13 protein-coding genes are annotated in these 13,637 nt (G+C 47.5%); 7 read left to right on the top strand and 6 right to left on the bottom strand.

Features of this window, described 5'->3' with window-relative positions; all coding sequences use genetic code 11:
* The first annotated feature begins 3 nt into the window (after nt 1–3).
* On the top strand, nt 4–393 hold the full coding sequence (locus tag AC1DFM_RS23175; RefSeq protein WP_477079141.1) for a DUF1801 domain-containing protein: 390 nt from the start codon (nt 4–6) through the stop codon (nt 391–393).
* Nucleotides 394–471: 78 nt separating this feature from the next.
* On the opposite strand, the gene AC1DFM_RS23170 is transcribed toward AC1DFM_RS23175, so the two are convergent.
* A complete protein-coding gene (locus AC1DFM_RS23170; RefSeq protein ID WP_477079140.1) occupies nt 472–759 on the bottom strand; it encodes a hypothetical protein in 288 nt (95 codons plus the stop codon).
* A gap of 293 nt (nt 760–1,052) precedes the next feature.
* Between AC1DFM_RS23170 and AC1DFM_RS23165 the strand changes: the two genes are divergently transcribed.
* The gene (locus AC1DFM_RS23165) at nt 1,053–1,712 is read left to right on the top strand and encodes a hypothetical protein (protein ID WP_477079139.1); all 660 of its coding nucleotides are present in this window, start codon (nt 1,053–1,055) and stop codon (nt 1,710–1,712) included.
* Between the two features lie 32 nt (nt 1,713–1,744).
* On the opposite strand, the gene AC1DFM_RS23160 is transcribed toward AC1DFM_RS23165, so the two are convergent.
* Nucleotides 1,745–2,560, bottom strand: a complete 816-nt coding sequence (locus AC1DFM_RS23160; protein WP_477079138.1) for a helix-turn-helix domain-containing protein — start codon at nt 2,558–2,560, stop codon at nt 1,745–1,747.
* Nucleotides 2,561–2,564: 4 nt separating this feature from the next.
* The gene (locus AC1DFM_RS23155; RefSeq protein ID WP_477079137.1) at nt 2,565–3,392 is read right to left on the bottom strand and encodes an SDR family NAD(P)-dependent oxidoreductase; all 828 of its coding nucleotides are present in this window, start codon (nt 3,390–3,392) and stop codon (nt 2,565–2,567) included.
* 138 nt (nt 3,393–3,530) lie between these two features.
* Here AC1DFM_RS23155 and AC1DFM_RS23150 point away from each other — a divergent pair, with 138 nt between their 5' ends.
* From AC1DFM_RS23150 to AC1DFM_RS23130, 5 genes are all read left to right on the top strand, one after another.
* Entirely contained in the window at nt 3,531–3,968 is a 438-nt protein-coding gene (locus tag AC1DFM_RS23150) for an SRPBCC family protein (RefSeq protein ID WP_477079136.1), read from the top strand.
* Nucleotides 3,969–4,046: 78 nt separating this feature from the next.
* Nucleotides 4,047–5,015: a PKD domain-containing protein gene (locus AC1DFM_RS23145; protein WP_477079135.1), complete on the top strand. Its 969-nt coding sequence runs from the start codon at nt 4,047–4,049 to the stop codon at nt 5,013–5,015.
* A 72-nt stretch (nt 5,016–5,087) separates the two neighbouring features.
* On the top strand, nt 5,088–5,591 hold the full coding sequence (locus AC1DFM_RS23140) for a GNAT family N-acetyltransferase (RefSeq protein ID WP_477079134.1): 504 nt from the start codon (nt 5,088–5,090) through the stop codon (nt 5,589–5,591).
* 327 nt (nt 5,592–5,918) lie between these two features.
* Nucleotides 5,919–8,624, top strand: coding sequence for a ferritin-like domain-containing protein (locus tag AC1DFM_RS23135; protein WP_477079133.1), 2,706 nt, complete (start codon nt 5,919–5,921; stop codon nt 8,622–8,624).
* Nucleotides 8,625–8,779: 155 nt separating this feature from the next.
* The gene (locus tag AC1DFM_RS23130; RefSeq protein ID WP_477079132.1) at nt 8,780–9,757 is read left to right on the top strand and encodes a Gfo/Idh/MocA family protein; all 978 of its coding nucleotides are present in this window, start codon (nt 8,780–8,782) and stop codon (nt 9,755–9,757) included.
* A 75-nt stretch (nt 9,758–9,832) separates the two neighbouring features.
* Here the strand turns inward: AC1DFM_RS23130 and AC1DFM_RS23125 are convergent, their stop codons facing one another.
* Genes AC1DFM_RS23125 through AC1DFM_RS23115 form a run of 3 tightly spaced genes read right to left on the bottom strand, consistent with a single transcriptional unit; the run spans nt 9,833 to nt 13,637 of the window.
* Entirely contained in the window at nt 9,833–10,522 is a 690-nt protein-coding gene (locus AC1DFM_RS23125; protein WP_477079131.1) for a DUF4998 domain-containing protein, read from the bottom strand.
* Between the two features lie 19 nt (nt 10,523–10,541).
* A complete protein-coding gene (locus AC1DFM_RS23120; RefSeq protein ID WP_477079130.1) occupies nt 10,542–11,711 on the bottom strand; it encodes a DUF5000 domain-containing lipoprotein in 1,170 nt (389 codons plus the stop codon).
* An 18-nt stretch (nt 11,712–11,729) separates the two neighbouring features.
* A complete protein-coding gene (locus AC1DFM_RS23115) occupies nt 11,730–13,637 on the bottom strand; it encodes a RagB/SusD family nutrient uptake outer membrane protein (RefSeq protein WP_477079129.1) in 1,908 nt (635 codons plus the stop codon).

Here is a 13,637-nt window from a genome sequence, read left to right as displayed (position 1 = left end):
AACATGCATGCAGATATCAAAGTATACAATGATTCGCTATCTCCGGCCGACAAGGCCATCGTTCAAAAGTTAGCGAAGGAAATTGATGCACATCTGCCGCAGGCAGAAAATAAAATCTGGCACCGGCATCCGGTATGGTTCCTGAACGGTAATCCTATTGTGGGGTATAGCAAATTGAAAGATAGTGTACGCCTGTTGTTCTGGAGCGGGCAATCGTTTGAGGAAGAAGGGTTACAGCCGGAGGGAACTTTCAAGGCGGCTGAAATACGCTTTACGGACGCCCAACAAATTGATACCACGCAGATGGCCCGCTGGCTGGAGAATGCGGCGCGGATTCAATGGGATTACAAAAACATTGTAAAGCGTAAAGGTAAATTGGAACGATTGTCCTGATAGGGCTACATATTAGCACAAAAATTCCCCAATAGCCTTATTGGCTATACGAAAAGGGAATAGTAGTGCCCCCGTTATCTACACTTTCGCCGGGTGCAATAACTTCCTGCTCTCCTTACTCACAAATGTGATGGGTACAAACTTGTCGGTAGGCGCCCCGATATAATACACGATCCACTCCGGATCATGGTGTGACAACATTTCACTGATACAATCGGCCCGATGTCCCATGGGATTGGTGCAATCATCCCAGTAGAATAATTCTACCCGGTACCGCAACTGTTGCTTCTGGTTGTTGATGGTTACTTCCACTTCTATTTCCTGTTTACCCGGAAGTGGAGGAATAGGAATGACAATATGGCTCATACACTTAATGTTATAAAGTGGCTACCACAAGAAGATTGCCACATTTCAACGGTATATTACCCCCTTATTTATGTATGTTTTTTTTCTATAACTGTTCATCATCCCTCAAAATGATGTCCGGAAATGGACGGTCCGTATAGGGGTGTACGTTACCCTGTTTTTTTACCATCTGGATAAGAAAAATGCCATTGGAAATTTTCTTGATATTTATCAAGCAGACTATGCGGGACAAATGTAATATTTGTAATGCTGATCGTTTAAACCATAGCGATGGCAACCTAAAACTGTTTATTATGTTTATCGGACACTTTGGACTTGGGATGGCCACAAAAAAATTAGCCCCCACGCTTTCACTAGGAACACTGTTTATGGCTGTTCAGTTTTCTGACCTTGTATGGCCTACTTTACTGCTGTTGGGAGTAGAAAAAGTAGCATTACATCCGGAACTGGGCGGTACAAGAACCATCGAATTTACCAATTATCCCTTCACACACAGCCTCGTAGGCGCCCTAATACTGGGTATCCTGTTTGGCGCTGTTCACTATGCCATTAAAAGAAATTTCCGGCACGCCCTGATCCTGGGAGTGGCGGTATTGAGCCATTGGTTGCTGGACCTGGTGGTGCACTTTCATGATTTACCATTAACTCCGGCGGCAGGTGCGGCCAAAGTTGGATTTGGACTCTGGTCGTCCGTAGTGGGAACATTGGTGGTGGAACTGATTTTGTTCATCACGGGTATTATCCTGTATCTGCGGGCTACGCGGCCATTGAATGCCAAAGCAAGAATCATTTTCTGGATCAACATCGTTTTATTGCTGGCAGTACAATTGTCGAATTACTGGGGTGATGCACCGGCGAGTGTAATGGCATTGGCCTGGTCCGCACAGTTTCAGTGGTTGTTTGTAATACTGGGTTATTGGGCAGATAAGAATACGGAGCCCGTACTGGCGTAACAAATATTAACAGCCCCGCTATAGCGGGGCTGTTACTTTGCAATGATTTTTGTAGGCGCTACGCCAAATTGCTTCCTGAAAGCAAATGAAAAATGGGAGAGGTCTTCAAATCCCAGATCCAGGTATATATCCGCCGAATGCAGCCCCTTTTCCCGGATCAGATAATGCGCTTCCTGTAATCTCCTTTGCAGCAGCCACCGGCTGGGCGTTATATGAAATATCTTTTCAAAATCCCTTTTGAAAGTAGCCAGGCTTCTGCCGGTTAAATATGCAAATCGTTGTAGTGGTACATTGAAGTGGTAGTTTTGGTGCATAAATGCTTCCAGGTCTATTTTACCGGGATCGCTGAAGTCAAATAGGATGTCCTTCAGCGTAGGGTCTACTTTTAGCAACAGCAACACCGCTTCTCTCAGTTTCAGGGTGACGAGGAGTACATCGTCTTTTTCATGCAACGGGAGATACGCAGGGAGCGAGTCGAAATAGTTTTTAAACAACGGGTCAGGTGGCAGGCAGATGACTGGTGGGCGGGTAACAGCGGAAGTGGATACCTCTCCGGCTTCCAGGCTGATACTCCGTAAAAAGGGCTGATCCAGTTGTACGGAAAGCGATTTGAATTCGCCTCCTTCCGGTGGTATCTTCTGAAACTTCATCAGGTGATTACGTCGTCCCAGTCTATACTCGCCGGGATGGAAGGTATAAGACTGCTGGCCATCATTCATTACCATGGTACCGGATACCTGGTAGCTGAATACGAATTCCGGAATAAATTGTTCTCCTTCCCGGTGCAAAGTGGTGTAGCAGGAGGAGGCCACCGGCGAATGATACTTATGAAGTGTGGAGGTTGTCATATGATTAGTCAGCGGTGTTGGTAGAAATACTCAGCGGACGCCATTTTTCCATTTCCTGTTTATGCTCTTCCATTGCTTGTTCCAGCCGCTTTAGGGCATCGCTGCCTAATAGCAGATGTATGGGTGGTGTCGAACTATTCACCAATTGGAGGATGGCTGTTGCCGCTTTAGCCGGATCACCCGGCGGATTAAAGTTACTGCTTTTAAACATTTCTATTCTGGCGCCCACGGTAGTTTCATAACCTGGTATGGCAGGGGCGGTGGTCATGCCGCTAAAAGCGTCGGTACGGAAGCCGCCTGGCTCCACGCTGGTTACCCGTATGCCCAGTGGAAGTACTTCCTTAGCCAGTGCTTCTGAGAAGCCCGCCAGGCCAAATTTAGCGGCCTGATAGATGGTGAGTGCTGCATTGCCCACTCTGCCGCCAATAGAGCTGATCTGGAGGATATGGCCGCTCCGTTGCCGCCGCATATGGGGCAGTACGGCGCGGGTGATGGCAATAGGGGCGTAGAGGTTGGTGGCCAGCTGTGACGCTACCTGCTCATCGCTGTATGCTTCCGCGGCTCCCAAAATGCCGAAGCCGGCGTTATTAACCAGCACGTCTATACGACCAAATTTTGCGAGGGTATTTTCTATTACAACAGCGATATCTTCGCCGTTTGTCACATCCAGTTGTTGCGGATATATTTGTCCGGGGTATTGCGCAACCAGGTCATCGAGGGCTTCCGGGCGACGGGCAGTAGCGGCTACGAGGTCGCCGCAGGCGAGTGCTGCAGCCGTGATACTTCTTCCTAATCCACGGGAACTACCAGTGATCAGCCAAACTTTTTTCATCTTGTTATATTTCTGACAAAGGTCGGTATCGTATGGAGAAAGTACTTTGTTAAAACGTTCATCATACTTTGTTGAAACGTTCCGGATGTTTGTAGATATTTGCAGATATACCGGAAAATTTCGGGAGATAAATAACAAATGGAAGCCATCAATAAAAAAATAATGATCCTCGCGCCGGTGTCTGCGGTATGGAACTCGTTAACCACGCTGCCACGCATGACCACCTGGATGGGAGACCCGGATATGAAACTGGAAATAGCCACCACCTGGGAGCCCGGCAGCCCTATTGTGATCCGTGGCTTTCATCATCTGCCCTTTGAAAATAAAGGAACGGTGCTGGAATATGTACCAGAACAAGTGTTGAGCTATAACTTCTTAAGCTCCTTATCGCGCCTGCCGGATATCCCCGCTAATCATACGGCGCTTCGGTTTGTATTGCAGCCGGAAGATGCACATACGCAGTTGCTGCTGGACATCTCCAATTTCCCCACCGACACAATTTACCAACATCTGAACTTCTATTGGAATGGTACCCTGGCCATCTTAAAACGACACGTGGAAAAAAATAACGTATAAAGTAAACCATTTTCATCACAGAAAGAATAGCTATAAATGGCCGTTGTTGCCCGGAAACGACGCGCGTACTTTTGTGTGATGAAAAGATGCCTTGCTTTTACACTTTCATTATTGTTTTGCATGGTGCTGATGGCCTGCAAAAAAGAGGATGCCAAAGATACGCCGGTAACACCCGTCACGCCGGTTACTCCCAAACCAGCGCCCAAAGCGGATTTTTCTTTCGCCGTGACGAATGAGGGCATCTTGCCGGGTATCGTGAATTTTACAGATGCATCCACCAATGGGACTACCTACACCTGGACATTCGGTGATGGTCAGTCGTCGGCGGAAAAAAATCCCCAACATCAATTTGCTGCCGCCGGCACTTACCAGGTGAAATTGCTGGTAGCCGGAGAAGGCGGAAAAGATAGCGTAGTAAAACAAGTAGTGATCACAGAAAAAGGGAAACCATTGTTGGATAAATCGGTCGTGGTGTACCTGATCACTCCCCGCGATAAAAAGTATAACGCTGACTATTATACGGTACTGAAAAATACCATACTGGAACTGCAAACCTGGTATAAAAATCAAATGGGCAATAATAAAACCTTTGTGCTGAATTCCTTTGTGGTGGATACTTTGACAGGGGGACACGATAGCACCTGGTACAACAGCAACAACGGTAGTATCAGTGGCACCGATCCCCGTTTTTATGGCTATTACAACACATATAACGATGTGCAACAATTGCTGGGAAATAAGTTTAATACCAGCAACTACGTATACTTTGTGTATGTAGCGGCTCCGGGCGGAGGTGCGGGAGCGGGCGGTTTCTGTGCCATGGGAGATCAGGATCTGAAGGGGCTACTGGGTACCAACCCGGAGAACCTGAATCCCAAAAGATGGATTGGTGGTGGCGGGCATGAGTTAGGCCATGCGTTTGGACTGGCACATCCCGACAACCAGGACCCTGCCGCTATTATGTGGACCGGCTACGCCAATTATCCGAACTGTATTTTGCTGCCTGCGGATAAAGCCATCCTGAATGCCAGCCCATTTTTCAGATGATCATTAGTAGATGGTAATTAAATATGGCTGATTGGAAGAAGTGAATTAATTTCCCTTTCTTAACCATTGGCCATGCACATACTTTATCAGAGTGACCGGATTATTATCCGGGAATTTTTACCTGCAGAAATCTCATTGTTCACTACACTGTTTGAAGATCCCCGGGTAACGGCATACATTCCTTATCGTTCACCGGAGCAATATGTAGAGCTATTCCATATCGCCCTGGAAGATTATAAAAAAGGATTGCTCAGCCGGTGGGCTGTTTTTGATGCCGTTACCCATCATTTTGCCGGCACCTGCCTGGCGCGGCCTTTTGCAGAAGTACCTGCTCAACTGGAAATAGGATATGTTTTAAATCAGGCGTCCTGGGGGAAAGGCATTGCCGCTGCTGTGAGTAGGGCGTTAGTGGATTATTGCTTTGCCAATACCGATACCAGCGAAGTGGTGGCGGTAACAGATCCACAGAATATTGGCTCCCAAAAGGTGTTAGCCAAAACAGGATTTAAGCGGTTGCCGAATTTAGTGAGAGAAGATGGAGAGATTACCTATTTTGTTATACAGCGATCCGAATAGTTTGGATCGCTACCTTTTTATAAGAGGATTTTTTTAAGCGATTTTGTTAATCAGTTATAAGTTATCCAAAAATCCCCTATTTTTATAAACGACCAGCTCAATCAGATGAGCCTACATATTTTTTGATATTCCTCATAATAACTACTAAACTTATGATGCACCTACATATTTCTTCGGATAGGTAGTCACCTGTTTTTTCATTGTTTTGATGTCGCATTTGCTCATGGGTAATATGCTGGATTGTCGTGTCCTGTTGTGAAGCAGGGATTGCATATAACGATGACTTGTTTCCACTCTTTCTTATAAAACCCAAATACTTATTTAACTATGAGTTATTTACAGAGCCCCCGTTTACAGTTTTCGGGGAAGTTTCAGGCAGATCCTTCCACCGTTAATAACGATCCGCAACACTTTAATACTCCTCAGTTTCAAACCAGTTATGACCTCCCCGGTCCGGGCGCCAGCAATGGCTGGTGGAATCCCAATGGTACCGGTGCCTGGCGCCTGTATGATTGTTCCGTAAAGCGGGTGTATTATCTGGATGGTACCTTCTGCGATGATCCGGCACAGGACCCGGTGGTAGGCTTGCCCGTGACCGGTGCAGATGGACGGGCAGAAGGAAAAATTGTAGACCTGGACCCGGAACAACAGATGGTATCTGAGTTGTGGGGCTTCCAGGTAATTGTAGGGAATGACCATACGCTCGGCTTCAAAGGAGATTATAAAGAAGCGGCGTTTGGAGACATCTGGGTGCGTTATGCACAAGGGCAGCCCGACTCCTTCTTTGGCGCCCAATACCAGAGTATATTAAGCATTAAGAAATGGGTGAACCTGGGAGAATCCCGTTTCATGAAAGAGCTGGCGTCTGTATCCGCTACCGGTGTAGTACCCGAAAAACTCAGTATCAAATTCAATGTAGACGGCTTCCAGGATGATTCCACACAGCCTGATTTTACACTGGGCCGCGTGGTGGGCACCATTGGTCAGCAAGGCGTGAAAGAACCGGATTACTTCACTGCAGGCAGAATGCTGAGTCCTGTGCCAGGTGCTCCTTTTACTTCTAATATTGCGTACTGCATAGTAGATAAAAATGTGTTAACGATCGACCTGGGTAATAGTATGCCCTGCAAAAGTCCTGGCGGTCCCCCGGTAGATAATGGCAAGCTTTACCTGGGGGTAACTCCCGCTAATGGTACACCGGTATCATTGACGGAAATCCGCTACCTGGACCCAGGCTGGTATACGCTTTCCGGCGGACTTGTGTCCATCACCCTTACCTCCGAGCAAGCCACTATGGTAGCATCCAACCCACTCGCCATATTTGCGGGCTACCCCGGAGTATTAACGCCAACCGTGTTATCAGAAAATAGCGCCGGCACTTTTGTCCGGGCCGATAAATTTGTATTCCGCATGGACCCCGGCGAACAGGTCGTTACGAAGTTTTATGCCACCGCCTTCGGACAACCAATGCCTAATGCACCCATTACCCTGATTTATGATCCTACTACCATAGAAGGGCAAATTAAACAGGGACCAGTGTCCGGGCCTACCAATGTAGGACAACCCCAATCAGCCTTCACCTTTCCTACTTCTATTACTACGGGTGCAGATGGTACCGTGGAATTGACATTGACGGCCGCTAACCCAGGCAATCCCAGAAAGTATATCGACGGGCAAGTATACGGCGTAGCCTACCAGCTGGGCACTACACCGCCCATTGTTGGCGCCATACAAAATGGTAACCAGCTGTTAAATGCACACGTATTTACGGAGTATAAAATACCAGATGTGCCTAACTGGGTGGAACACGTACAACCGATTTTCCAGCAGTACGCCGATCTGTATCCCATCATGCGGCCTATCGTGGATTTGTCGGATTATGCGCAGGTAAGGCAGCGTATCAACATCCTGAAGAATGTTTTTCACACGCCTATCAGCAGCCCCAATTATATGCCGGTTACCCGCGACCTGTCTGGCGGTAAACTGCATATGATCCGCAAATGGCTGGATAATCCGGTGTACATGAACCTGGATTCCGTGGAGAACCTGCACCGTGCATTGCAAACAGCTATTGAGCTGGAACACTCTACTATTCCGCCTTACCTCTGCGCATTATACAGCATTAAGCCCGATTGTAACATAGAAGTGTCTGGCTTAATCCGCAGCGTAGTAATAGAGGAAATGCTGCACATGGCGCTGGTATGCAATATCATGATTTCATTAGGCGGTAGCCCGAATATTAACCATTCCCGCTTTGTACCTAAATACCCGGGCTCTCTGCCAGGTGGGCTGCGTGCCGGTCTTACGGTGCGTTTAAGGCGCTGCTCTATTGATCAGATACGCGACTGCTTTATGTCGATCGAAGAACCGGAAGAAATTATCCAGCAACGTTTCCGGTCGCTGCGTCCTGCACTGATGGGAGAAGAAAGCCWGTATACGATTGGCTGGTTCTATGACCAGTTGAAAAAGGCACTCGTAGACTTGAATGCGATGGGTAAGCTGAAGTTTGGCAATGTAGACAAACAGGTATCCGACTGGAGTGGTATGGGTAAATTATATGTGATCACTTCGCTGGAGGATGCGCTGAATGCCATTGATGAAATTATGGACCAGGGAGAAGGTACCAAATCAACCAATCCTTATGACGGACAAGGGGAACTGGCGCACTACTATAAATTTGCGGAGATCGTGAATGGGCATCACATCGTTAGTAACGGTGAAACCTATACGTACACAGGGACTGCTATCCCATTTGATCCCGCCGGAGTATACCCCATGGCAGATGATCCGCAGCCAGCCAATTATCCAAAAGGATCTACGGAGCATATTTTAGCCAGCCAGTTTGCACACGGTTACCAGGCATTGCTGAATGGTTTACACCGGACGTTTAATGGAGAACCACACTTCCTGCGGGAAGCAATTGGCTCCATGTATTCGCTGGACCTGTTGGCACGTAAGCTCATGCAAACACCATCTGGTTTGAATGATGGAACTACTGCCGGACCAGCATTTCAACTGCCGTATGTGATGTAGCTGAAGGCAGAAAGCAAAAAGCAAAAAGCTATTATAACGATTGATCAGAGCGGATATTAATCCTACACGCAGATCAGTCGTTATAATAGCTTTTTGCTTTCTGCTTTCCGCTTTCTGCTTATAAATACTATATTGCTGTAAACGGATATAGATTTATGGAAACAATCAAGTGGGGCATTATAGGTTGTGGAGATGTGACTGAAGTGAAAAGCGGGCCGGCTTTTAATAAAGTTCCTGATTCTTCGCTGGTGGCGGTGATGCGCAGAGATGCGGCTAAAGCGGAAAATTATGCACGGCGTCATGGCGTACCAAAATGGTACAGCGATGCAGCGCAGTTGATCAATGATCCGGAAGTAAACGCCATATACATTGCTACGCCGCCTTTACAGCATGAAGACTATACGCTGATGACCATTGCCGCCGGCAAGCCGGTGTACGTAGAAAAACCGATGACGCTGAATGCTGCTGCTGCGATCCGTATGAATGAAGCCGCGATCCGCCATGGGGTGAAGTTAAGTGTAGCGCATTACAGAAGAGCGCAACCGGTATTCCTGAAAATAAAGGAGCTGTTAGATAGTAATGCTATTGGCGCGGTGCGTTTTGCCTCCTTGCAAATGTTGCAGCCGCCATCCTCCAAATTGATTGCCAGCACGGGGAATAACTGGCGATTAGACCCGGCTGTTTCGGGTGGTGGATTGTTTCATGACCTGGCGCCGCATCAGCTGGACTTAATGATTTACTTTTTTGGCGCTCCGCAATATGCGGCAGGAATAGCGTTGAATCAGGCGGGGTTGTCGCCGGCAGATGATTTCGTTACCGGGCATATCTTATTTGAAAGCGGTGTAGCTTTCGATGGTACCTGGTGTTTTTCCGTAGCCAAAGAAGAGCAGACTGACGTGTGCACAATCACCGGATCTGCAGGGTCCATAAGTTTCCCGGTGTTTGGTAGTAAAGTAACGCTGCATAAAGATGGCTTGTMGGAAACGTTTACTTTCGATGCCTTGCCACATGTGCAGCAACCAATGATAGCGGCCGTCACCAACTATTTTTTAGGTAGGGGACCGAATCCATGTTCCGGGGAACAGGCGATACAATCCATGCAGGTGATGGATAGCTTTACGAAACGGCGTTAGATATCTCCCGAAAAATTCAATATCAGTGAACGTTTAAAACAAACAGGGCGCCTCCGCGGAGACGCCCTGTTTGTTTTATTGCGCTATAAAAACAGAGTCATATCTGCTAACATAGAAGGTATCAATTGCCGTTCGTATAGGGACGAAAGACGATCGGCGCGACACCCAGCTGTTGGGTTTAATATTGGCCAGTGTAATGCTGGTATCACTGGGAGGGATATACGTTAATTGCAACTGATCCTGCTGATCGGTATATTTTATTTCCGTGGTGATATTAACACTGTCCGGCCGGTTGAAATACAGTCTTACTGCTGCCGCATCTACATATTCCCATGGTTTGGATGCCATTAGGGAACGGTTGTACAGGTTTTTAAGGTACATATCACCGTAGGTGCGGGCATTGGTTACTTCTCTGGGCATAGAGCGGTAGCCTGCCCCGTCAAAGGCATATACGGTAATGGTATAGGCGCCTTCCGGCAAGTTAGAGATCAGGGCTTGCTGGGTATCTTTAGGATTGCTTGATTTGGCCATTATCTTCATGGAATCCAACATGCTATTCCAGTAAATCATATAGTATTTTACACTGGCATCTGGTGTAGGATGCCAGGTGAGTTGAATACGATTTTTCCCGGGACCGCCAATAACGGCGGAGTCTATCCCGGGATAGCGGATTTCTCCGTTGGGCACCAGTTGCCGGAAGTCATCCCACTTTTTACAGGAGAGAAGCAGGGCGCTGATAAGCAGAAAGTAGGAGCAATATTTCATGTAGTGCATGATTTAAATGTTATAGGACGGTACCCCAGAAGGTAACTTCCATAAAGTGAATACGTGGGCTGGAAGACCAGCTTTCATAGAATTCCATCCGGATATATCTCACCGGAGGGTTAGTGATGGGGAAGTTAAATTCTTCCCCTGCTTTGATGTAGTTGATATCTTCCTCCGTATTGGTACCCTGTGGGCTGCCGGAAGGTTTACGGGAATTACATAACAGGAGTTGCGTCCAGCCGTTAAAGCTACCACCGGGATCAGGATTGGTGGAGCCGTACATGGCCCATCTGGCCGGGTTGCCCCAGGCGTAGTATAGTCCTTCTCTTTGCCATAGTCTAAACCGGCTGAGTTTAGCCGTTACACCCAGGTCAAAGGTGATATGTCCGGGCAGGGGAACAGGTTCGGGGCTGTGATAGCCCGTACCGAGATTGTTGTCCCAGATGTTTGATACCACCCAGCTATAGGCAGAAGGCATGTCGGTAGGCAGTACATAAGGCTGGAACTTACCTTTGTCGAGCATTTGCTCTTCGAAAGGGGACATCGTTTTGAATAACGTATCAGAGTAGTTGTTGAACTGATCTCTTACGTAAATTCCAAAAACCCGTTTGGTTGTATCAAAGCCTCTGGCTGAGAAGCGACCGCTGTCTGACGCGGTATAGAAGGTTTCTGTAGGTGTGAATTCGCCATTTTTATTACGTACAATGATGGCGATGGCGATGTTGGCTTTGGTAGGATTGGTAAATGAAGCGCTTACGCCGCCGAAGTCTTCCTGCATGAGTAGGTCTTTATATACAATACGGAAGGCTGGCGTGTCTACATTTACTTTTACTACCAGCGGATCAGATTTCACTTCTTCACTATTCACCGTATAAAGGGATATCGGGTATTCTCCTTTATTATTAAACCCATCCACAGTGATACTGTTGCCATAGCGTGACACTTTGGCTTCACGTTTCGTAGTAGCGTTTACGTTGTATTCCGCTACTACATACTGGATGTTGGGATCAGCAGGTAACGTGTAACTGATGGTGGCGGAACCTTTGCCATTTACCACGTTTATATCCTTTACTATATTAGGTTTGGGGCCTCCGGTGGAAAGTGGCTTACGCGTTTCCATTTTGGTACAGCTATACAAGAGTACCAGTAACAGGACGAAAGGCAGGCGGAAAATATTGATTGCATTCATAAAAAACATTTTACTGGATTACCATCCTGGATTTTGAACGAGATTAGGATTTACCGTCACGGTATTTTCTGATAAAGGCCATAGATAATCCCTTTGAGAGAAGCCTGGTGTATACAATACTTTGATGTGGTAGTAGTCTTCCGGTACCGTTCCGGTGATATTCCAGCCGATGAGTGGTTGGTTGACATATTGCATGGCTGTTTTCCAGCGGCGCAGGTCCCAGAATCGTTTACCTTCAAAGGCAAGTTCTATCATTCTTTCCTGTTGGATGATTTCCCGGAGTCCATCTTTGGTAGCAGGTTTGGTAGGTTTGGTAGAATTGTTCTGCCAGGAGCTTATGACGCCTGTCAGTCCGGCTCTGGCCCTTACTTTGTCGATATACGTGTATGCGTCAGCAGAAGGCCCGGCTGATTCGTTCAACGCTTCTGCGTAGAGCAGGTATAAATCGGCGAGGCGCATGATTGGCCAGGGATAAACTTCTACGGTATATTCTTTTTCGGTGTAGGCGTTGTTGAAGTTGGCCAGCTTTTTAGGCCAGTAGCCGGATACGCTGAAGTTGGTGCCCACACCGGAACCTGCGGCCTGTTTTAATTTCGCTTCTACCCAGAATGGAGCATTATCATCCAGTCGGCCGGAACCATACCAGATGGCGCCATCAAAAGCGAGGTCGGCATAATAACGGGGCTCGCGGTCAAAGTTGATCTGTGCGGTCGTATAGCCGTTTTTGATATAGAAACGATAATCTGCGTTGGATTGTCTTAACCGCGTGTAGCGGTTACCGTAATCGTAGGATCTGTCTTCCGAAATAGGCACGCCATTGCTGGTGTAGAACAATTCGGTCATATTGAGCGGCACGGCGAGGTTTTGTCTCACGGTGCTATTGGAACCCAGTGGGCTGAGATAGCACTGTGCATTCACCTGCAGGGTCCAGTCGGCGCCGGAATTGGAGGCGCCCCAGATGATTTCGGAGTTCCATTTGTCGGTAAGCGCGCCGCGGATACTCATTTGTGTGAGCGTGGTATCGGACAGTGCATACGTTTGTACCCGGGGCACATATTTATACAGTTTCATACCAATACCTTCACAGGCGTCTACTGCTGTTTTACAGGCGGTAGCAGCGAGCGTCCATTTTTCTGCAGAGAAAGCAGGATTGAAAAGGGCGGCGCCATTTTTATTTTTGAAATTAGCATATGCTGGGTTGCCGTTGAAAAGTGGGCTGGCAGCGGTTACCAACACTTCTGCTTTCACCGATAATGCAATGGCTTGTGTAATGCGTCCCAATTCCTCGGTTTCATTCATCAGCGCGGTGGGCAGATCTGGTATGGCTTCATTGAGCAGCGATACTATATAGGTTACTACGTCATCTACGGGTTCGCGGGGAATCCTCGAATCATTCACGGAGGTAGCGATAGGCAGGTTCTTTTTGATCAAAGGAATAGGACCATACATTCTGAATAGCCAGTAGTGATAGTAGGCTTTCAGGAACTTCACTTCTGCAATCCATCTTTTGCGTTCCAGGCTGGTGATATCGGGTACCTTGTCGATATTCTCCAGAAAAATATTGCATTCACGTAATGCCTGGAAGTACGCTCTACCATTGTTGCCGCCTTCCCAGTAGTCGCAGATAGGATTTACCCGGCTTTGTTGCCCGAGCAAAATGCCGGCGTTGTAGCCCGGGATATCGCCATAGGAGCTGTAGCCGGGATAGTTGGTGATCAGTTCATCGCTGCCGAGTAAGGCTGGGTTACCGGAGAGGGTGCCCAGGGAAGGCAGACTATTATAACAGGTGAAAAGATATTTCTGTGCTTCCATCCTGTTGCGGAAGGCATATTCCAGGGTGGCTACGTTATCCGGTATGATATTCAGGAATTTCTTACAGGACGCGAGACCGGCCAGTAAACATATAAAACAAATCAGTCGTTTCAT

This window comes from Chitinophaga sp. 05T412 (genome assembly GCF_056396465.1).
Note: the sequence above shows the minus strand (reverse complement) of the source record. Positions and strands in the feature narration are given on the sequence as shown.